The 19,205-nt window shown below is 60.8% G+C and carries 20 protein-coding genes; 10 read left to right on the top strand and 10 right to left on the bottom strand.

Features of this window, described 5'->3' with window-relative positions:
- Positions 1-241: 241 nt before the first annotated feature.
- Complete coding sequence (polA, locus tag AB4O16_RS16710; protein ID WP_160388520.1) at positions 242-3,046, bottom strand: DNA polymerase I; 2,805 nt, start codon at positions 3,044-3,046, stop codon at positions 242-244.
- A gap of 74 nt (positions 3,047-3,120) precedes the next feature.
- Here polA and AB4O16_RS16705 point away from each other — a divergent pair, with 74 nt between their 5' ends.
- Positions 3,121-3,411 (top strand): DUF2782 domain-containing protein, encoded by a 291-nt coding sequence (locus AB4O16_RS16705; protein WP_110658219.1) that lies wholly within the window; start codon positions 3,121-3,123, stop codon positions 3,409-3,411.
- Between the two features lie 57 nt (positions 3,412-3,468).
- Positions 3,469-4,419, top strand: a complete 951-nt coding sequence (locus AB4O16_RS16700; RefSeq protein WP_460155341.1) for a homoserine kinase — start codon at positions 3,469-3,471, stop codon at positions 4,417-4,419.
- Positions 4,420-4,512: 93 nt separating this feature from the next.
- Here the strand turns inward: AB4O16_RS16700 and znuA are convergent, their stop codons facing one another.
- Positions 4,513-5,433: a zinc ABC transporter substrate-binding protein ZnuA gene (gene znuA / locus AB4O16_RS16695; RefSeq protein WP_160388522.1), complete on the bottom strand. Its 921-nt coding sequence runs from the start codon at positions 5,431-5,433 to the stop codon at positions 4,513-4,515.
- Positions 5,434-5,499: 66 nt separating this feature from the next.
- Here znuA and zur point away from each other — a divergent pair, with 66 nt between their 5' ends.
- From zur to AB4O16_RS16675, 4 genes are read left to right on the top strand one after another with little or no spacing between them, the layout of a single operon-like run.
- On the top strand, positions 5,500-5,982 hold the full coding sequence (zur, locus tag AB4O16_RS16690; RefSeq protein WP_160388523.1) for a zinc uptake transcriptional repressor Zur: 483 nt from the start codon (positions 5,500-5,502) through the stop codon (positions 5,980-5,982).
- Positions 5,982-6,767 (top strand): zinc ABC transporter ATP-binding protein ZnuC, encoded by a 786-nt coding sequence (gene znuC, locus AB4O16_RS16685; RefSeq protein ID WP_007989407.1) that lies wholly within the window; start codon positions 5,982-5,984, stop codon positions 6,765-6,767. The genes zur and znuC overlap by 1 nt, the downstream gene beginning before the upstream one ends.
- Complete coding sequence (gene znuB, locus AB4O16_RS16680) at positions 6,760-7,548, top strand: zinc ABC transporter permease subunit ZnuB (protein WP_015092904.1); 789 nt, start codon at positions 6,760-6,762, stop codon at positions 7,546-7,548. The genes znuC and znuB overlap by 8 nt, the downstream gene beginning before the upstream one ends.
- Positions 7,549-7,585: 37 nt before the next feature.
- Positions 7,586-8,302 carry a PA5502 family lipoprotein gene (locus AB4O16_RS16675; protein ID WP_460155340.1) on the top strand — a complete coding sequence of 239 codons (717 nt, stop codon included), beginning with the start codon at positions 7,586-7,588 and terminating at the stop codon, positions 8,300-8,302.
- 116 nt (positions 8,303-8,418) lie between these two features.
- Here the strand turns inward: AB4O16_RS16675 and katE are convergent, their stop codons facing one another.
- Positions 8,419-10,557: a catalase HPII gene (katE, locus tag AB4O16_RS16670; protein WP_460155339.1), complete on the bottom strand. Its 2,139-nt coding sequence runs from the start codon at positions 10,555-10,557 to the stop codon at positions 8,419-8,421.
- 209 nt (positions 10,558-10,766) lie between these two features.
- Here katE and AB4O16_RS16665 point away from each other — a divergent pair, with 209 nt between their 5' ends.
- The 3 genes from AB4O16_RS16665 to AB4O16_RS16655 all read left to right on the top strand — a co-directional run bounded on the left by AB4O16_RS16665 (position 10,767) and on the right by AB4O16_RS16655 (position 13,281).
- Positions 10,767-11,774 (top strand): methionine ABC transporter ATP-binding protein, encoded by a 1,008-nt coding sequence (locus AB4O16_RS16665; protein WP_160388526.1) that lies wholly within the window; start codon positions 10,767-10,769, stop codon positions 11,772-11,774.
- Positions 11,774-12,448, top strand: coding sequence for a methionine ABC transporter permease (locus tag AB4O16_RS16660; protein WP_008002212.1), 675 nt, complete (start codon positions 11,774-11,776; stop codon positions 12,446-12,448). The genes AB4O16_RS16665 and AB4O16_RS16660 overlap by 1 nt, the downstream gene beginning before the upstream one ends.
- A gap of 62 nt (positions 12,449-12,510) precedes the next feature.
- The gene (locus AB4O16_RS16655; protein ID WP_460155338.1) at positions 12,511-13,281 is read left to right on the top strand and encodes a MetQ/NlpA family ABC transporter substrate-binding protein; all 771 of its coding nucleotides are present in this window, start codon (positions 12,511-12,513) and stop codon (positions 13,279-13,281) included.
- Between the two features lie 146 nt (positions 13,282-13,427).
- Here AB4O16_RS16655 and AB4O16_RS16650 read toward each other — a convergent pair whose 3' ends face one another.
- The 5 genes from AB4O16_RS16650 to AB4O16_RS16630 are packed head-to-tail and all read right to left on the bottom strand — an operon-like array spanning position 13,428 to position 17,330.
- Positions 13,428-14,063: an SCO family protein gene (locus tag AB4O16_RS16650; RefSeq protein WP_160388528.1), complete on the bottom strand. Its 636-nt coding sequence runs from the start codon at positions 14,061-14,063 to the stop codon at positions 13,428-13,430.
- Positions 14,060-14,959 (bottom strand): heme o synthase, encoded by a 900-nt coding sequence (gene cyoE, locus AB4O16_RS16645; protein WP_160388529.1) that lies wholly within the window; start codon positions 14,957-14,959, stop codon positions 14,060-14,062. The genes AB4O16_RS16650 and cyoE overlap by 4 nt, the downstream gene beginning before the upstream one ends.
- Positions 14,947-16,020: a COX15/CtaA family protein gene (locus AB4O16_RS16640; RefSeq protein WP_460155337.1), complete on the bottom strand. Its 1,074-nt coding sequence runs from the start codon at positions 16,018-16,020 to the stop codon at positions 14,947-14,949. Before AB4O16_RS16640 ends, cyoE begins: the two co-directional genes overlap by 13 nt.
- Positions 16,021-16,030: 10 nt before the next feature.
- Entirely contained in the window at positions 16,031-16,624 is a 594-nt protein-coding gene (locus tag AB4O16_RS16635; RefSeq protein WP_160388531.1) for a hypothetical protein, read from the bottom strand.
- On the bottom strand, positions 16,590-17,330 hold the full coding sequence (locus AB4O16_RS16630; RefSeq protein ID WP_460155336.1) for an SURF1 family protein: 741 nt from the start codon (positions 17,328-17,330) through the stop codon (positions 16,590-16,592). Before AB4O16_RS16630 ends, AB4O16_RS16635 begins: the two co-directional genes overlap by 35 nt.
- Before the next feature lie 71 nt (positions 17,331-17,401).
- Between AB4O16_RS16630 and AB4O16_RS16625 the strand changes: the two genes are divergently transcribed.
- A complete protein-coding gene (locus AB4O16_RS16625; RefSeq protein ID WP_160388533.1) occupies positions 17,402-17,605 on the top strand; it encodes a twin transmembrane helix small protein in 204 nt (67 codons plus the stop codon).
- A gap of 66 nt (positions 17,606-17,671) precedes the next feature.
- On the opposite strand, the gene AB4O16_RS16620 is transcribed toward AB4O16_RS16625, so the two are convergent.
- Both AB4O16_RS16620 and AB4O16_RS16615 read right to left on the bottom strand, forming a co-directional pair.
- Positions 17,672-18,559 carry a cytochrome c oxidase subunit 3 gene (locus tag AB4O16_RS16620; RefSeq protein ID WP_160388534.1) on the bottom strand — a complete coding sequence of 296 codons (888 nt, stop codon included), beginning with the start codon at positions 18,557-18,559 and terminating at the stop codon, positions 17,672-17,674.
- Between the two features lie 25 nt (positions 18,560-18,584).
- The gene (locus AB4O16_RS16615) at positions 18,585-19,136 is read right to left on the bottom strand and encodes a cytochrome c oxidase assembly protein (RefSeq protein WP_160388535.1); all 552 of its coding nucleotides are present in this window, start codon (positions 19,134-19,136) and stop codon (positions 18,585-18,587) included.
- Positions 19,137-19,205: the final 69 nt, after the last annotated feature.

Here is a 19,205-nt window from a genome sequence, read left to right as displayed (position 1 = left end):
TTCCGGGGTTCAAGCTCTAGACCGCTAGGGCGGGGTCCAGATATCTGCCAACACTTAACACAACATAGGAGCATCGAAGGGCTTCACCAGCCATTCAGTAACTCTGAGTGTTGGCTGCAAGATTAGTTCAGATTTTTTTCAAACCGCTTTGGAATAACTCTGATTATCTTCAGGACTAAGCAATTCGCGCCCTTCTGCCGCGGCGCTATGCCGCAGCAGAAAGCGAAAATTTTCTGATGGCTCAGTGAGCCTCATCCCAGTTATTTCCAATACCTACTTCGACCAGCAACGGAACATCCAGTTTCGCGGCCTCGCTCATGTGCAGGCGAATTTCATCGCGAACCTGGTCGACCAGGTCTTCACGCACCTCAAGCACCAGTTCGTCGTGCACCTGCAAAATGACTTTGGCGTCGAGGCCGGACACGCTCAGCCAGTTATCCACAGCGACCATTGCTTTCTTGATGATGTCCGCAGCCGTGCCTTGCATCGGTGCGTTGATCGCCGTGCGTTCGGCGGCGGCGCGCTCTTGCGGCTTGTTGGAATTGATGTCCGGCAGGTACAGGCGACGGCCGAAGAACGTCTCGACATAACCTTGCTCGGCGGCCTGGGCCCGCGTGCGGTCCATGTACTGGCGAACGCCGGGGTATCGGGCGAAGTAGGTATCGATGTAAGCCTTGGCGGTCTTGGTGTCGACGCCGATGTCCTTGCCGAGCTTCTGCGCGCCCATGCCGTAGATCAGGCCGAAGTTGATCGCCTTGGCGCTGCGGCGCTGGTTGGAGGTCACCTCGGCAAGCTCGACCTTGAACACTTCGGCAGCAGTGGCGGTGTGCACGTCCAGATTGTGCCGGAAGGCATTCATCAGCCCTTCATCCCGGGACAGATGCGCCATGATGCGCAGTTCGATCTGCGAATAGTCCGCCGCCAGCAGCTTGTAACCGGCCGGGGCCACGAAGGCCTGGCGGATGCGCCGCCCTTCGGCGGTGCGCACCGGGATGTTCTGCAGGTTCGGATCGCTGGAGGACAGGCGCCCGGTGGACGCCACCGCCTGATGATACGAGGTATGGATCCGCCCGGTACGCGGGTTGATCTGCTCCGGCAGGCGGTCGGTATAGGTGCTTTTCAGCTTGCTCATGGAGCGGTATTCCATGAGCACTTTCGGCAATCGATAGTCGTCTTCCGCCAGTTTGGCCAGCACTTCCTCGGCAGTGGACGGCTGGCCTTTGGCGGTTTTCTTCAATACCGGCAGGCCGAGTTTTTCGTAAAGGATCACACCCAGTTGTTTGGGCGAACCGAGGTTGAACTCCTCGCCGGCAATCTCGAAGGCTTCACGCTCCAGCGCCACCATCTTGTCGCCCAGTTCGATGCTTTGCACACCCAGCAGGGCGGCGTCGACGAAGGCGCCCTGGCGCTCGATGCGTGCCAGCACCGGCACCAACGGGATTTCGATATCGGTCAGCACGCTGGCCAGGCTCGGAATGGCCGAGAGCTTTTCGAAGAGGGTCTGGTGCAGACGCAAGGTGATATCCGCGTCTTCGGCGGCGTAAGGCCCGGCCTGCTCGAGAGCGATCTGATCAAACGTCAGCTGTTTCACGCCTTTGCCGGCAATGTCCTGGAAACTCACCGTGGTGTGATCCAGGTACTTCTGCGCCAGGCTGTCCATGTCATGGCGCGTGGCCGTGGAGTTGAGCACGTAGGACTCGAGCATGGTGTCGAAGGCGATGCCACGCACGGTGATGCCGTTGGCCTGATCGCCGCCGATGGCGCAGTTGGCCAGGATGTTCATGTCGAACTTGGCGTGCTGGCCGACCTTGAGCTTGTTCGGGTCTTCCAGAATCGGCTTGAGCGCGCGCAGCACAGTGTCGCGGTCGAGCTGCTGCGGTACGCCGATGTAGGAATGGGTCAGCGGGATGTAGGCCGCTTCGTTGGCCTGAACCGCGAACGACAGACCCACCAGCTGCGCCTGCTGCGCATCGATGCCGGTGGTTTCGGTGTCGAAGGCAAACAGCCTCGCGTTGTTGAGCTTTTCCAGCCAGGCATCGAATCGCGCCTGATCGAGGATGGTTTCATAGGCGGCTTCAGCAGCGGCGGCCGGTGCTTGGGCCTCTGGTTCGCTGAACAGATCGACGGCCGGTGCAGGCTCGGCGGCAGCACTCAGTTCCAGGCGTTTAGCGTCGCGATCAAGGTCGTTCAGCCAGCTCTTGAATTCCAGCAGGTTGTACAACTCGTAGAGTTTGGCCGGATCTTCCGGACCCATTTGCAAGTCGTCGAGCCCAACGTCCAGCGGCACATCGACCTTGATGGTCGCCAACTGATACGAAAGGAACGCCATCTCCTTGTGCTCTTCGAGCTTGGCCGGCAAGGTCTTGGCGCCGCGAATCGGCAGGGTCGGCACAATGTCGAGCTGCGCATAGAGTTCGGTCAGGCCGCCGTTCACACCGACCAGCAGGCCTGAAGCCGTCTTCGGGCCGATACCCGGAACGCCCGGAATGTTGTCGGAAGAATCGCCCATGAGCGCCAGATAATCGATGATCTGCTCGGGAGCGACGCCGAATTTCTCCTTCACGCCCTCCACGTCCATGCTGCTACCGGTCATGGTGTTGACCAAGGTAATGTGACCGTCGACCAGTTGCGCCATGTCCTTGTCGCCAGTGGAGATGATCACCGGACGATCCGCCGCCGCGCTGCTGCGGGCCAGGGTGCCGATCACGTCATCGGCCTCGACCCCTTCGACGCACAGCAACGGGAAGCCCAGGGCGATCACGCTCTGGTGCAGCGGCTCGATCTGCACGCGCATGTCGTCCGGCATGCTCGGACGGTTGGCCTTGTATTCGGCGTACATGTCATCGCGAAAAGTCCCACCCTTGGCGTCGAACACCACGGCGAACGGACTGTCCGGATATTGCTTGCGCAGGCTCTTGAGCATATTCAATACGCCCTTGACCGCACCGGTCGGCAGGCCTTTGGACGTGGTCAGCGGCGGCAGCGCGTGAAAGGCGCGATACAGGTAAGAAGAACCGTCCACCAGGACGAGGGGGGCTTGGCTCATGAGCAGGATCAACCTTTTCGGCGGGTCCGGCGCTAGAATAGCGGGACCGTTGACGACAAAGGGACAAGGTTATCATGCGCACACTAAATCGCCTGTTGCTGGCTGGCTTGTTTGCAATTACCCCACTGGCCGTCATGGCGGCGGACGATGCGCCGACACCGGATCCGGAAGTCACGATCCGCACGGAAGGGGACAAAGTCATTCAGGAATACCGTCAGAACGGTTTCCTCTACGCAATCAAGGTCACGCCCAAGGGCGCACCGCCGTATTTTCTGGTGCGCGCCGACGGAACAGATGCAAACTTTATCCGCTCGGACCAGCCCGATATGCTGATTCCGTCGTGGAAGATCTTTGAGTGGAAGTAGTTTCTTAATTTCAATTGGCGCCGGCCCACGAGCGGCGCCCGTACTGGCAGCTTAAACATGTCTGTGTTCACCCCCCTGGCTCGGCCCGAGCTGGAAGCTTTTCTCGCCCCCTATGGCCTCGGCCGCCTGCTTGATTTCCAGGGGATTGCCGCCGGTAGCGAAAACACCAATTTCTTTATCAGCCTGGAGCAGGGCGAATTTGTCCTGACCCTGGTCGAACGCGGTCCGGTTCAGGAAATGCCGTTCTTCATCGAGCTGCTCGACGTGCTGCACGCCGCCGACCTGCCGGTGCCTTACGCCCTGCGCACCACCGACGGCGTGGCCCTGCGTGAACTGGCGGGCAAACCTGCGTTGCTGCAACCGCGCCTGGCCGGCAAGCACATCAAGCAGGCCAACGCGCAGCATTGCGCACAGGTCGGTGAGCTGCTCGGCCACCTGCACCTGGCGACCCAGGCCAACATGATCAAGCGCAAAACCGATCGCGGCCTGGACTGGATGCTCGAGGAGGGCACACAGTTCCTGTCACACCTCGCGGCCGAACAGAAAGACCTGCTGCAGCGGGCGCTGGACGAAATCACCCTGCAGAAAGAAAAAATCCTCGCTCTGCCGCGGGCGAACATTCACGCCGACCTGTTCCGCGACAACGCGATGTTCGAAGGTACGCACCTGACCGGGCTGATCGATTTCTACAATGCCTGTTCCGGGCCGATGCTCTATGACGTGGCGATTGCCTTGAACGACTGGTGCTCGGACGACGATGGCGTGATCGATGGGGCGCGGGCGCGGGCCTTGCTGGGCGCTTACGCGGCCTTGCGACCGTTCACCGCTGCCGAAGCCGAGTTGTGGCCGACCCTGCTGCGGGTGGCTTGCGTACGGTTCTGGCTGTCACGCTTGATCGCGGCGGAGTCGTTCGCCGGGCAGGACGTGTTGATTCACGATCCGATGGAGTTCCAGCTGCGCCTGGCGCAGCGGCAGACGGTCAGCACCCCGCTGCCTTTCGCCCTCTAAAAAGCATCGCGGGCAAGCCCGCTCCCACAGGTTCGCGATGATCTCAGTGGGAGCGGGCTTGCCCGCGATTGGGGACGACGCCGATGCTGGAAGTTACAACGACTCCAGGCACCCCGCCAGATCATTCCCCAGCTTTTCCAGCACCTGCTCATAACCCTGAGCCGTCGCCGGTGTGTACCCGCCCAACGCATCCAGCTCAGCCAGCTTCACCGGCAAACCCGCCACCAGGGTTTCCGCCAGGCGCGGACGCAACGGTGGCTCGCTGAACACGCACGTCTTGCCGACTTCCTGCAACCGCGTGCGCATTGCCGCGACATGCTGGGCACCGGGTTGTACCTCGGCTGCGACACTGAACACACCCGCGTGCTTGAGCCCGTAAGCGTCTTCGAAGTAATCGAAAGCTTCGTGGAACACGAAGTAGGGTTTGCCCTGAACATCGGCCAGACGTTTTTTCAGGCGCACATCCAACGCATCGAGACGCTCGTCAAAAGCCTTGAGATTGCTCTGATAACGCGCGGCATTGTCAGGGTCGGCGGCACTCAGGTCAGCCGCCATTTTCGCGGCGATGACCCGGGCATTGACGGGGGATAGCCACAAATGTGCATCGAGGCTGCCCGGACGGTGATCGTGATCATGTTCGTCGGCTTCTTCGGCATGTGAGTGGTTATCTTCGGTGAAGTGACGCAGTTTCATGCCTGACAGATCCTGCACGGCGACGCTGGGCAGCGTACGGCCATTGAGCACCCGGGGCAGAAAGCCTTCCATGTCCGGGCCGATCCAGTACAGCAGGTCCACCGATTGCACCTTTCGTACGTCGGAAGGGCGCAGGGCATAGTTATGCGGTGAGGCACCCGGTGGCAGCAAAACCTCGGGAATCGCCACGCCATCCTGCACCGCCGCGGCGATCAACTGCAGGGGCTTGATGCTGGTAAGGACTTTGACTTCGGCCTGCACCGGACCGATCAGCAGAAAACTTGCGATAAATGCGACAAAGATAGAAAAAAGTCGGGACACGATGACCACTCGAAGAGGCGAGAACGGGTAACATAATAACGTCTCTCACAAACGTCGTCGCCGCTCATGCTAAAAACACCGATTGCCAGCCGTCCCCACGACCACTCGCATTGCGTTCACAGCGCTTTGTCCGAGGCCGATGCCCTGTGTGCGCGTCAAGGTCTGCGCCTGACCGCATTGCGTCGGCGGGTGCTGGAACTGGTGTGGCAAAGCCATAAGCCGCTGGGTGCCTACGACATTCTTGCGGTCCTCAGCGAGCAGGACGGTCGCCGCGCCGCGCCGCCGACGGTGTACCGCGCGCTGGATTTCCTGCTGGAAAACGGCCTGGTCCATCGGATTTCCTCGCTCAACGCCTTCATCGGCTGCAATCATCCGGAACATGCTCACCAGGGCCAGTTCCTGATCTGCCGCCAGTGCCACGCCGCGATCGAGCTCGAGCAAAAATCCATCAGCGACGCGATCATCGCCAGCGCCAGGGATGTCGGGTTTATCGTCGAAGGCCAGACCGTCGAAGTGGTCGGTCTCTGCTCGGGTTGCCAGGGGGCTTGATGAGCAACGCGCTGATCCGACTTGAGCAGGTTGCCGTCACGTTCGCCGGGCAACCGGTGCTGGACAACATCGAGCTGAGCGTCGAGCCGGGGCAGATCGTTACCTTGATCGGTCCCAACGGTGCCGGCAAAACCACCTTGGTGCGGGCCGTGCTCGGTCTGTTGAAACCGGACAGCGGCAGCGTCTGGCGCAAGCCGAAACTGCGTGTCGGCTACATGCCGCAAAAACTCCATGTCGACCCGACCCTGCCGCTGTCGGTCTTGCGCTTCTTGCGTCTGGTACCGGGCGTGGACCGCGCGATGGCCTTGGCGGCACTCAAGGAAGTGGGCGCCGAGCAGGTCATCGACAGCCCGGTGCAAAGCGTTTCCGGGGGCGAAATGCAGCGTGTGTTGCTGGCCCGGGCCTTGTTGCGCGAACCGGAACTGCTGGTACTCGACGAACCGGTACAGGGTGTCGACGTGGCCGGCCAGGCTGAGCTGTACAGCCTGATCACCCGTTTGCGTGACCGCCACGGCTGCGGCGTGCTGATGGTCTCCCACGATTTGCATCTGGTGATGAGCACCACGGACCAGGTGGTCTGCCTGAATCGTCACGTCTGCTGTTCCGGCCATCCCGAGCAGGTCAGCGGCGATCCGGCTTTCGTCGAGCTGTTCGGAAAGAACGCACAAAGCCTGGCGATTTATCACCACCATCACGACCACGCCCACGACTTGCATGGCTCGGTAGTCAAGGCGCCCGCGTCGGGCCAACCCCATGTTCACGGAGATAGCTGCAAGCATGGCTGATTTTCTGCTTTACGCCCTGCTTGCAGGCCTGGCCCTGGCCGTCGTCGCAGGCCCGTTGGGGTCTTTCGTGGTCTGGCGGCGCATGGCCTATTTTGGCGACACCCTGTCCCACGCAGCCTTGCTCGGCGTGGCTTTGGGCTTCCTGCTGGATGTCAGCCCGACGGTTGCCGTCACCGTTGGCTGCCTGCTGCTGGCGGTGTTACTGGTGACGTTGCAGCAACGTCAGCCATTGGCATCCGACACGCTTTTGGGAATTCTCGCACCCAGCACGCTCTCTCTGGGCCTGGTGGTACTAAGCTTCATGCACGAAGTGCGGATCGACCTGATGGCCTATCTGTTCGGCGACCTGCTGGCAATCAGTCCAACCGACCTGGCGTGGATTCTTGGCGGCAGTGCGGCCGTGCTGGCCTTGCTGGTTGCGTTGTGGCGGCCTTTGTTGGCGATCACGGTGCATGAAGAACTGGCCAGGGTCGAAGGCCTGCCGGTGGCAGGATTGCGTCTGGCCTTGATGCTGTTGATCGCCGTGGTGATTGCCGTGGCGATGAAAATCGTCGGGGTATTGCTGATCACCTCGTTGCTGATCATCCCGGCGGCTGCGGCACAACGTCACGCCCGCTCGCCGGAACAGATGGCACTGGGCGCGAGCCTGCTGGGCATACTCGCCGTGTGTGGCGGGCTGGCGCTGTCCTGGTTCAAGGACACCCCTGCTGGCCCATCGATTGTGGTGGCAGCCGCCGCGCTGTTTCTGCTGAGTTTTGTTCTGCCCCGTCGAGGGGTGTAGACTTGCTCGTTTTTTGCGCAAATAGAGAGTCGCAGGAATGAAGTCGTTCGCCTCCCGTTATCTGCTCCTTGTCGCATTTTCTTTGCTGCTGGGCGCCTGCCAAAGCACGCCACCGGCGGCCACCGAGGCCGCCAATGCGCGAGCCACGGCCATCGTACAGCTGGAACAAAACATCGCCAGCGATGAACTGGCCACGGCCGAAGACCAATTGGCCGCTTTGCAGGCCGAATCGCCCAACGATGCGTCCCTTGAGCAGTACCAGCGGCAACTGGCCGAGGCCTACTTGCGCCGCAGCCAGATCGTGCTGCAAAAGGGCGACGTGGATGCCGCCGCGACGGCCCTGAGCCGCGCCCGTGCGCTGATGCCCAAGGCTCCGGCACTGACCGGCGGGGTCAATGGCTCGATTGCCCAGGCGCGCAAGGCCGAACTGGAAAAAGCCGAGGCCGCCCTCAAGGCCGCCGAAGCCAAGCCAAAAGCCAAGGTGATCGACCTGACGGCTGAAAGCACCACGGTCGCACTGAATATCAACGACATGGGCAAACTGCGTCGCCAACTGGACGCCATCGCCGCCGATGTGGTGAATTTCCAGTGCGATGTGACCATTCAGGCTCCGCGCACGGATGATTACCCTTGGCTGGCTAACTTGCTGACCAAGCGGGTGAAGAAGCTCGATCCCGATTTTGACCTGAAGCTTGAACGTCAGATCTTGCGCAGTGTTCCGGCGCAGATGGTTCTGAGTCCGCGTAAACCCTGAAACCCTCGCGAGCAGGCTCGCTCCCGCATTGGATCTGTAACCGACGCAGAACCATTGTGGGAGCGAGCCTGCTCCGGGCGGCGTTCCGACGATGGTCTATCCGGCTCCGAAGATCCTCAGGCCGGAACCGCCTTGGCCTTCGCCTCCCTGGCCCAGACCCGATGCCGCCCGATAGCCAGCAAAAACGGCTTGATCAACTTCGCATCCGCCCCCACAACCAACCCCGCATCAACCTCGAGCTTCAACACATCCAGCAACTGCTTCGCCTCGCCCTGCAAGGCAATGGCCTTCAGATGCTTGTACGCCTCCAGCAGGTAGTGAAGCGCCACCCCGTCAGTACTCAACGCCTTGATCGACGCCACTCCGCCCGGCACGAACACCGCATCGAACGCCACAGATGGCGAGCCTTCCATCGAAGCATCGACAGCCAGGGTTTTGCCGTCCGCGGTTTTCACCGGCGCAGAGGTCGGTCCAAGCACCTTCCCGTGGGCGCCCTCGGCCTCCAAGGCTGATTTCATTGCATCAATCGCAGCGCTATCGACGCCATTGGCCACCAGAATGGCGACTTTTCGCGTCTTGATATTCTCTGGTAACAAATTCGCCTGGCTCAATGCCGGTGAATGATCCGGTGCAGTCTTGCGCACCTCCACGGTGCCGCGAGCCGGCGCGGGCAACCCAAGGTTCTGCGCCACTCGTTTGGCCAATTCCAGATCGATATTGGCGAGTATTTCGTTCACCTCCCGGGCACGAATCGCTTCACGCTCGACTTTGCCCAGCTCAAAGCTATAGGCCGAGATGATGTGCTCTCGTTCATGCTCACTCATGCTGTGGAAAAACAAACGAGCCTGGGAGAAATGGTCAGCGAACGACTCGCTGCGCTGGCGGATCTTGTTGGCATCGATCCGCTCCGGATAACTCTCGAAGCCACCATCTTGCGCTGACGCTGGCGTTTCCTTTGGCCAGCCGCCATCAATGGAGTTCGGCTCGTAGGACGCACGCCCCTTATCGATCGTGGTGCGGTGCTGCGCGTCGCGCTGGCCGTTGTGGAACGGCGACACCGGACGATTGATCGGGATCTCGTGAAAATTCGGCCCGCCGAGTCGGCTGATTTGCGTGTCGGTGTAGGAAAACAATCGACCTTGCAGCAGAGGGTCGTTGGAAAAGTCGATCCCCGGAACGATATGCCCGGGGCAGAAGGCAACCTGCTCGGTTTCGGCGAAGAAGTTGTCCGGGTTGCGGTTCAGCACCATCTTGCCCAACGGCGTGATGGGAACCAGCTCTTCCGGGATCAGCTTGGTGGGATCGAGAATGTCGAAATCGAAGGCGTGTTCGTTTTCCTCTTCGATGACCTGCACCCCCAGCTCCCACTCTGGGTAGTCGCCGATCTCGATCGACTCCCACAGGTCCCGGCGATGGTAGTCGGCATCTTTTCCCGCAAGTTTTTGCGCTTCGTCCCACACCAGGGAGCAAGTGCCGGCGGTGGGGCGCCAGTGGAATTTGACGAAGCGCGACTTTCCTTCGGCATTGATCAGCCGAAAAGTGTGCACGCCGAAGCCCTGCATGCTGCGCAGGCTTTTCGGGATCGCCCGGTCGGACATCGCCCATATCACCATGTGCGCCGACTCCGGCACCAGCGAGACGAAGTCCCAGAAGGTGTCGTGGGCCGAGCCACCGGTAGGCATCTCGTTATGCGGCTCGGGTTTGACCGCGTGCACGAAGTCGGGAAACTTGATGGCGTCCTGAATAAAGAACACCGGCATGTTATTGCCCACCAGGTCGAAGTTGCCTTCGTCGGTGAAGAACTTCACGGCGAAACCTCGTACGTCGCGCACGGTATCGCCTGACCCTCGCGGCCCCTGCACCGTGGAAAAGCGTACGAACACCGGGGTTTTCTTCGCTGGATCCTGCAGGAATCCGGCCTTTGTCAGCTCTGAATGGTTTTCATAACTCTGAAAATGGCCATGGGCGCCGGTGCCGCGGGCGTGAACGATGCGCTCGGGAATGCGCTCGTGGTCAAAGTGCGTGATCTTTTCACGCATGATGAAATCTTCCAGCAGCGACGGCCCGCGGACCCCGGCCTTCAGAGTGTTCTGGTTGTCCGCGACCTTCACGCCCTGGTTGGTGCGCAAAGCCTGCTCAGAGGCATCGGAGCGAAAGGTTTCCAGGCTGTCGAGCTTGGCATTGGTGTTGTGGCGGTCCGGGGTATCGGTCCCGGCCAGGGCGCTCTTGGTGGCGGCAGGCTTCTTGGTAGTCATCAGGCGTGAACTCCTCAGGCGTTTTCCAGTGGCCTAAGTAGTGACTGACGAGCTTCTTCAGCCGTTCCTTTTTTCTGACCTTTGATCGCGTTATTGCCAAATGACAGGACAAATGCGAAATAAATGCTAAGAACCTCTATACGGACAGGCTAAAATGCGCGCCCGGCTAACCGCTGACCCTTTTCTAACGCGCCCACAAGGTTCGCTACGTGATCGAGTTTCAAAACGTCCACAAAACCTACCGCGTCGCCGGTAAGGAAATCCCCGCCCTGCATCCGACCAGTCTGACGATTGAGAACGGGCAGGTTTACGGCTTGATTGGTCATTCCGGCGCAGGAAAAAGTACCCTGCTGCGTCTGATCAATCGCCTGGAAAACGCCAGTGGCGGCAAAATCACCGTCGACGGCGAAGAAGTCACCGCGCTCGACGCCAATGGCCTGCGCCGCTTCCGTCAGCAGGTCGGGATGATTTTCCAGCACTTCAACCTGCTGGCTTCCAAGACTGTCGCCGACAACGTCGCGCTGCCGCTGACCCTGGCCGGCGAGCTGTCTCGCAGCGATATCGATTCGCGCGTGGCCGAGTTGCTGGCACGGGTCGGATTGTCCGACCACGCGAAAAAGTACCCGGCGCAACTGTCCGGCGGGCAAAAGCAGCGTGTCGGCATTGCCCGCGCCCTGGCGACCAAGCCGAAAATCCTGCTGTGCGATGAAGCCACCAGCGCCCTCGACCCGCAGACCACCGCATCGGTCCTGCAATTGCTGGCAGAGATCAATCGCGAGCTGAAACTGACCATCGTCTTGATTACCCACGAGATGGACGTGATCCGCCGGGTCTGCGACCAGGTCGCCGTGATGGACGCCGGCGTGATCGTCGAGCAAGGCTCGGTGGCCGAGGTGTTCCTGCATCCGAAGCACCCCACCACCAAACGCTTTGTGCAGGAAGACGAGCAGATCGACGAAAGCGAACAGCGTGACGACTTCGCGCATGTGCCAGGCCGCATCGTGCGTCTGACCTTCCAGGGCGAAGCGACCTACGCGCCGTTGCTGGGTACCGTCGCCCGGGAAACCGGGGTGGACTACAGCATCCTGGCCGGTCGTATCGACCGCATCAAAGACATCCCTTACGGGCAACTGACCCTGGCCGTGACCGGTGGTGACATGGAGGCGGCGTTCGCCCGCTTCACCGCAGCCGACGTCCACATGGAGGTGCTGCGCTAATGGAAGCCCTGACAAGTTTCTTCGCCAATATCGACTGGTTCGAAATCTGGCTGGCCACCGGCGACACCCTGCTGATGCTCGGTGGTTCGCTGTTGTTTACCGTGCTGCTCGGCCTGCCGCTGGGTGTGCTGCTGTTCCTGTGCAGCCCGCGTCAGTTGCTGGAAGCCAAAGGCGTCTACGCGATGTTGTCGCTGGTGGTGAACATCCTGCGTTCGCTGCCGTTCATCATCCTGTTGATCGTGATGATCCCGTTCACCGTGTTGATCACCGGCACGTCCCTCGGTGTCGCCGGTGCGATCCCGCCGCTGGTGGTGGGTGCCACGCCGTTCTTCGCCCGCCTGGTGGAAACCGCCCTGCGTGAAGTTGATCGCGGAATCATCGAAGCCACCCAGGCCATGGGCGCGACCACGCGCCAGATCATCACCAACGCGTTGCTGCCTGAAGCCCGCCCGGGCATCTTCGCGGCGATAACGGTGACAGCCATTACACTGGTGTCCTACACGGCGATGGCCGGTGTCGTCGGTGCCGGTGGTTTGGGTGACCTGGCGATCCGCTTCGGTTACCAGCGTTTCCAGACCGATGTGATGGTGGTGACCGTGGTGTTGCTGCTGGTACTGGTCCAGGTACTGCAAACCGTCGGTGACAAACTGGTTGTGCATTTCTCCCGTAAATAAGACATGAGCCGGCCATTCGCTGGCAGGCGCCGCAAACCGGTGCCGCACAAGGAGTTAGCTGAATGAAAAAACTACTCGTGGCCTTCGCGGCAATTGCCGCGTTCTCTGCTCACGCCGACACCCTGACCGTCGCGGCCACCCCGGTGCCGCACGCCGAGATCCTCGAATTCGTGAAGCCGACCCTGGCCAAAGAAGGCGTGGACCTGAAGGTCAAGGTATTCACCGATTACATCCAGCCGAACGTACAGGTCGCGGAAAAACGCCTGGACGCCAACTTCTTCCAGCACCAGCCGTACCTGGATGAGTTCAACAAGGCCAAGGGCACTAACCTGATTTCCGTGGCTGGCGTGCACCTGGAGCCCCTGGGCGCTTACTCCAGCAAGTACAAGACCCTCGCTGAACTGCCTGGCGGCGCCAACGTGGTGATCCCGAACGACGCCACCAACGGCGGCCGCGCACTGTTGCTGATGGCCAAGGCCGGGCTGATCAAGCTGAAGGATTCGAACAACATCCTGTCGACCGTGAAGGACATCACCGAGAACACCAAGGACCTGAAAATCCGTGAGCTGGAAGCCGCGACCATCCCGCGCGTGCTGACGCAGGTCGACCTGGCGCTGATCAACACCAACTACGCGCTGGAAGCCAAGCTCGATCCGTCCAAGGACGCCCTGTTCATCGAAGGCAGCGACTCGCCATACGTGAACATCCTGGTGGCTCGCCCGGATGACAAGGACAGTGAAGCAATGAAGAAGCTGGTTGCTGCCCTGCACAGCCCGGAAGTGAAAGCCTTCATTCTCGAGAAGTACAAAGGCGCGGTAGTGCCGGCGTTCTGATCGAACTGCTGCAATGAAAAAGGGGCGCATTGAATGCGCCCCTTTTTTGTGCTTGCTCGTTTCCCCTGTAGGAGCCGGCTTGCTGGCGATGGCGATCTCACCGACGCCATCGCCAGCAAGCCGGCTCCTACAAGGATACGTGGTGTTTAGTCGCGCTTGAGCATCACCGGCAACTGCGCCACCAGCTTCACATTGTTCAACGGCGCGCGGATGAAGCCGCGCTGGGTGCCGTCCGGGCCGATCACCGCGAGGTTGCCGCTGTGATCGACGGTGTAGTTCGGCTTGCTGGTGTCTGCCGGGATGAACGGAATGCTTACCGCGTTGGAGATTTTTTCCAGCTCAGCGATCGACGCCGGGGCCAGGCCGATGAACTGCGGGTCGAAATAGCTCAGGTACTGTTTGAGCTGCTTGGGCGTATCGCGATTGGGGTCGACGCTGACCAGCACGATCTGCAGTTTATCCACAGCCTCGGGTGGCAACTCGCTCTTGATCTGTCGCAGCTGGGCGAGAGTGGTCGGGCAGACATCCGGACAGAAGGTGTAGCCGAAGAACAGCAGGCTCCACTTGCCCTTCAGCTCATTGATCATGACCGGCTGACCGTCCTGGTTGGTCATCGTCACGTCCGGCAGATTACGGCTCTGCGGCAGCAAAATGATGCCGGCGTCGATCAGCGCCGTCGGATCGCCCTGGTTTTTCCCGGACAATACCTTGTTGACGGTCAGGCCCAGGATCAGTGCGATCAGGGCGACGAGAATGAAGACGGTTTTCTGGGTTCGAGTCATAGGTTCAACAGTAAGTAGTGGTCTACGAGCAGGGCGATAAACAGCAGGAACAAGTAGTAGATAGAGTACTTGAACGTGTTGATCGCCGCGTGCGGCCGAGTGCCACGGTACAGCACCACGGCCCATTGCAGAAACCGCGCGCCCAGCCCGAGCGCGCAGACCAGATAGAGCATACCGCTCATGTGGATCACATAGGGCATCAGGCTGACGGCGAGCAGTGCAAAGGTATAAAGCAGGATATGGATCTTGGTGTAGTGCTCGCCATGGGTGACCGGCAGCATCGGGATGTCGGCCTTGGCGTATTCCTCCTTGCGATGAATTGCCAGGGCCCAGAAGTGCGGCGGGGTCCAGGCGAAGATGATCAGCACCAGCAGCAGCGGCTCGGCGCTGACGTGACCGGTGGCGGCGGTCCAGCCGAGCAATGGCGGCGCGGCACCCGCCAGACCGCCGATGACAATGTTCTGCGGGGTCGCGCGCTTGAGGAATCCGGTATAGACCACCGCATAGCCGAGCAGCGAGGCGAGGGTCAGCCACGCGGTCAGCGGGTTGGTGAACGCCAGCAGCATGGCTTGCCCGAGGGCCGCCAATACCAGCGCAAACGTCAGCGCGGCCGTCGGCGAAACCCTGCCTTCGGCGAGCGGCCGTTTGTGGGTGCGTGCCATGACCGCGTCGATGCGCCGGTCCACCACATGATTGACCGCCGCCGCGCCACCGGCACACAGGGCGATGCCCAGGTTGCCGAAGATCAGCACCGTCCACGGCACCCCGGCTCGGGTCGCGAGAAACATCCCCACCAGAGAAGTGATGAGCATCAGCACCACGACCTTGGGTTTGGTCAGTTCCAGGTAATCACGCCAGATCGCCTGACTGGGACGTTCGCCGATCAGAATCGCCATGGCATCTCTCCTTTTATTGTTATGGGGCCGGCTGAGTGTTTACGCGGGCTGAAGTGCCAGCGTGTTGGCTGCCTGACCCGGACCAGGCTGGTGCGGGCGTGATAATTGACCAGCACCATGGTCAGCAGCAGTGCTGCGCCGCCCGCGTTATGCGCGACGGCCACCAGCAGAGGCAGATGGAACAGTACGTTGCTGATGCCCAGGGTGATTTGTGCGCCCAGAGCGATCAGCACCAAACCGGCCAGGCGCGTCATGCCGACCACCTTCAATTGCCAGGCCAGCCCGAGCAAAACCAAGGTGACCAGCAACGCGCCGATGCGATGGGTCAGGTGGATGGCCGTGCGGGCATCGCTGTCCAGTTGCCCGCCGAGATAGTTCGGGCCGATGTGTTGGGTCAGGTGAAAGCCGTTGGCGAAATCTGCCGGTGGCAGCCATTGGCCGTGACAGGTTGGAAAGTCGATGCAGGCCACGGCGGCGTAATTGGAGCTGACCCAGCCACCGAGGGCGATTTGCCCGATCACCAGCAACAGCCCCGCCGTCGCCCAGTGCTGCAAACGTCGCGGCACGGTCAGCGCCGGCAGTACGCCGGACAGGCGCAAGGTCAGCAGGAACAACAGGCTCAAGGTGGCGAAGCCGCCAAGCAAATGCCCGGTGACCACCTGCGGCCAGAGCTTGAGCGTGACCGTCCACATGCCGAACGCGGCCTGGCCAAAGACCACCGCCAACAGAAACAACGGCAACTTCACCGGTTGTCCCGGATGACGGCGATGCAGCCACGCACGACTGGCCAACACCGCGATCAACACTCCCAGCGTGCCGGCGAAGTAGCGGTGGATCATCTCGTTCCAGCCCTTGTGGGCTTCGACCGGAGCGTCCGGAAAGTGCAATTCGGCATGGGCCAGCTGGGCTTCGCTTTTCGGCACGCTGATGAAACCGTAGCAGCCCGGCCAGTCCGGGCAGCCGAGGCCGGCGTGGGTCAGGCGGGTGTAGGCGCCGAGCAACACCACAATCAGTGCCAGCAAGGTGGCAAACAGCGCGAGGCGAAATCCAGGTTTGGCCATGACGATGCCCTTATCCGATGTTCGACAGTTTCAGCAGGTGGCGCAGATCGTTAAGCAGGTCCTTACCCTTCACCGACGGGTCGTAGCGCAGCACCAGATTGCCGTGGGGATCGATGATCCACAGTTGCGGCGCGGCCTTGTCGCCGGTGGCCTTGCTGAAAGTGGTCAGGTCCAGTGGATAACGTTGCAGCTGTGGATATTCGCGCTGCAGCTTGGCGTCGTACTCGCTGCTCAGCGGCTGTGCGGCGGCCAGGGCATGGCTGGCGCGGGAGGCGTCGCGGCCCAGGCCGATCTGGATCTGTCGCGCCAGATACACCAGTTGCTGGCAGTCCACCGCGCAATCCCTGGGCGCCGTTACCAGAATCTGCCAGCGATCCTCCTGAGCCTGCACGCCGATGTCGGCACGGGTCTGGCCATTGCCGATCAGTTCGCCGTGATAACTGCGGCCCTCGGGCACCCAGAAATTCAGCTTGTACATGCCAGTGGCGAGGATCATCGGACCGATCACCCCGAGCAGGATCAACAGCAGTTGCAAGCGACCCTTGCGCCGGTTCGCCGACGGTTTGGCCTCAGACATGCTGGGTGGATTCATGGCCGCTCCCATGGTGTTTCTCCTTTGCGTTGTGCCAACCGAGATAGATAAAAAGACCGAACAGGGCGATCGCCATGGCGAACCACTGCACGGCATAAGCGATGTGTTTTTCCGGCCCCATGGCGACCACCGGCCAGTCGGCCTGATAGGTGGCGGGGCCGGTTTCGGCGCGCAGTTCAAAGGCATAGCCTTCGCGGTTCAGCGCTTTCCAGAGACTGGTCGGTTCAACGGCTGTAATCAGCTTCGGCCATGTCGTAGTCGTTGGGTCTGCATGCAACTGGAATGTCGCACCGGGGGAGACGTAGACCCACGCGTCGAGGCTGACTGCCTCGGCAGGGGTCTTGAATTGCACAGGTGTGCGGCGCTCCGGCCATGGCAGCCAGCCGCGATTGACCAGCAGCCAGAGCCCGCTGGCCTGATCGTGAAAGGGTTGCAACAATTCAACGCCGACCTTGCCGTTGCGCTGGCTGTTGTCCAGCAGCAGGCTGTGTTCGGCATCGAATTGGCCGTGCAGGCGAACCCGGCGGAAGGCCGGGTCAGTGGTGTATTGCAGTTCGGTACTGGCCATCGGCTCGGCGGCCCGGCGCTCGGCGTAGGTTTGCAGCAGCGCGCTTTTCTCCGTGCCCCGGCTCAATTGCCAGAACCCCAGGAACACCAGCAGCGGCAGCAACAGCGCGACCACCAGCGTCGGCACGACACCCGGCCGAAAGCCCTTCATGGCATCGCCAGAAAGTCGGTCATCGCGATAGCTATACTCAAGTGCATCGCTTGTCCCCCCGGAGTTCCACCATGCTCAAAACAGCCATCGTCCTGATGCTGATTGCCACGGTTGTCAGCCTGTTCAGCGGCCTGTTTTTTCTGGTCAAGGACGACAGCCGTTCAAACCGCCTCGTCATTGCCTTGAGTGTGCGTGTCACTCTGGCCGCCATTACCCTGGGTCTGATCACCTGGGGTTTTTTCAGCGGCCAGCTGGTGTCTCATGCCCCCTGGTAGCTTGCTCGTGAAGGTGTGTCAGTTACCCTGACTTCGACAGATAGACCTTCGCGAGCAAGCTCGCTCCTACAGCACATAGACGAAAACAAACAAACCGATCCACACCACGTCCACGAAGTGCCAGTACCAACTCGCCGCTTCGAAACCGAACTGATGCTCGTTGTCGAAGTGCCCGCGCATGACCCGCATCAGCATCACGAACAGGATGATGGTGCCGATGGTCACGTGGGCGCCGTGAAACCCGGTAAGCATGAAGAAGGTCGCGCCGTAGATGCCCGAGCCCAGGGTCAGGCCCAGTTCGCGGTAGGCGTGCATGTATTCTTCGGCCTGGAAGGTGAGGAACGCACAGCCCAGCAGGACGGTGATCGCCAGCCACAGCTTGAGTGCGCCGCGATGGCCCTTTTTCAAGGCGTGGTGGGCGATGGTCACGGTCACGCTGGAGCTCACCAGCAACACGGTGTTGAGCAGCGGCAGACCCCAGGGGCTGATGACTTCCTTGGGCGGCGGGAACAGTTTCGAGTCGGGGTTGTTGAGCAACGGCCAGACGAATTCGAAGTTCGGCCACAGCATGTGCGCTATGCCCTTGGTGCCTTCGCCACCGAGCGCCGGCCCGGAGACGTGGCGCACATAAAACAGCGCGCCGAAAAAGGCGATGAAGAACATCACCTCCGAGAAAATGAACCAGCTCATGCCCCAGCGGAACGAGCGATCCATTTGTGCGCTATATAAACCGCCACGACTTTCCTTGATCACCGTGCCGAACCAGCCAAACAGCATGTAGGCCAGCAGTAGCCCGCCGACGAAAAAGATCAGTGGCCCATGGGATTCCGGGCGCGCCGCTTTCAGATCGTTGAACCAGGTGCCCAGGCCGTACACCGTGATGGCCATGCCGAACGTGGCAATGATCGGCCATTTACTCTGGGCGGGAACGTAATAATGTTCATGAGTTGCCATTTATTGTTCTCCTTATCGGGCACGCTCAACCGCCAGTGTTTACAGCTACCGGAGGATGTCGGGCGGTGATATCGAACAGCGTGTAAGACAGCGTCAGGTGCTTCACATCCTTGGGCATGTCACGGTCAACGATGAAGCGTACCGGCATCTCGATCCTTTGACCGGGCTGCAGCACTTGCTGGGTAAAACAGAAGCATTCGGTCTTGTGGAAGTACGCCGCCGCGCTGCTCGGTGCAATGCTCGGCACTGCCTGGGCACTCATCGGCTTGTCGGTGGGGTTGTGGGCGATGAAGATCATTTCGTTCACCGCCCCGGGGTTGGCCGTCAGTTCATCGTGCCTGGGATAGAAATCCCAAGGCATGTCGGCGGTGTTGGTCGACAGAAACTGCACGCGCACCTGCCGCGAGGTGTCGACCGTCTGCTCACCCTCGTATTGCCCGGCAGTCTTGCCATTGATGCCGAAGGCCTTGCACATCACGTCGTAGATCGGCACCAGCGCAAACCCGAACACAAACATTGCCCCCACCACGATCAGCAAACGCGTGACCAGTTTCTTCAACGAAATCGAATCAGCCATGATTCCAAACCTCTGACCCTGTAGGAGCCGGCTTGCTGGCGATGCAAACACCTCGGTGTATCGGCAACA

The sequence above is a fragment of the Pseudomonas sp. S2_H10 genome (assembly GCF_054668285.1).
Note: the sequence above shows the minus strand (reverse complement) of the source record. Positions and strands in the feature narration are given on the sequence as shown.

Coding starts and splice junctions, on each gene's coding strand:
- AB4O16_RS16655 (WP_460155338.1), top strand. CDS start 12,511: ATGAAAAAACTACTCGTGGCCTTCGCGGCAATTGCCGCGTTCTCTGCT.
- AB4O16_RS16650 (WP_160388528.1), bottom strand. CDS start 14,063: ATGACTCGAACCCAGAAAACCGTCTTCATTCTCGTCGCCCTGATCGCA.
- cyoE (WP_160388529.1), bottom strand. CDS start 14,959: ATGGCGATTCTGATCGGCGAACGTCCCAGTCAGGCGATCTGGCGTGAT.
- AB4O16_RS16705 (WP_110658219.1), top strand. CDS start 3,121: ATGCGCACACTAAATCGCCTGTTGCTGGCTGGCTTGTTTGCAATTACC.
- AB4O16_RS16660 (WP_008002212.1), top strand. CDS start 11,774: ATGGAAGCCCTGACAAGTTTCTTCGCCAATATCGACTGGTTCGAAATC.
- polA (WP_160388520.1), bottom strand. CDS start 3,046: ATGAGCCAAGCCCCCCTCGTCCTGGTGGACGGTTCTTCTTACCTGTAT.
- znuB (WP_015092904.1), top strand. CDS start 6,760: ATGGCTGATTTTCTGCTTTACGCCCTGCTTGCAGGCCTGGCCCTGGCC.
- AB4O16_RS16675 (WP_460155340.1), top strand. CDS start 7,586: ATGAAGTCGTTCGCCTCCCGTTATCTGCTCCTTGTCGCATTTTCTTTG.
- znuC (WP_007989407.1), top strand. CDS start 5,982: ATGAGCAACGCGCTGATCCGACTTGAGCAGGTTGCCGTCACGTTCGCC.
- AB4O16_RS16625 (WP_160388533.1), top strand. CDS start 17,402: ATGCTCAAAACAGCCATCGTCCTGATGCTGATTGCCACGGTTGTCAGC.
- AB4O16_RS16620 (WP_160388534.1), bottom strand. CDS start 18,559: ATGGCAACTCATGAACATTATTACGTTCCCGCCCAGAGTAAATGGCCG.
- AB4O16_RS16615 (WP_160388535.1), bottom strand. CDS start 19,136: ATGGCTGATTCGATTTCGTTGAAGAAACTGGTCACGCGTTTGCTGATC.
- katE (WP_460155339.1), bottom strand. CDS start 10,557: ATGACTACCAAGAAGCCTGCCGCCACCAAGAGCGCCCTGGCCGGGACC.
- AB4O16_RS16700 (WP_460155341.1), top strand. CDS start 3,469: ATGTCTGTGTTCACCCCCCTGGCTCGGCCCGAGCTGGAAGCTTTTCTC.
- zur (WP_160388523.1), top strand. CDS start 5,500: ATGCTAAAAACACCGATTGCCAGCCGTCCCCACGACCACTCGCATTGC.
- AB4O16_RS16640 (WP_460155337.1), bottom strand. CDS start 16,020: ATGGCCAAACCTGGATTTCGCCTCGCGCTGTTTGCCACCTTGCTGGCA.
- AB4O16_RS16635 (WP_160388531.1), bottom strand. CDS start 16,624: ATGGGAGCGGCCATGAATCCACCCAGCATGTCTGAGGCCAAACCGTCG.
- AB4O16_RS16630 (WP_460155336.1), bottom strand. CDS start 17,330: ATGAAGGGCTTTCGGCCGGGTGTCGTGCCGACGCTGGTGGTCGCGCTG.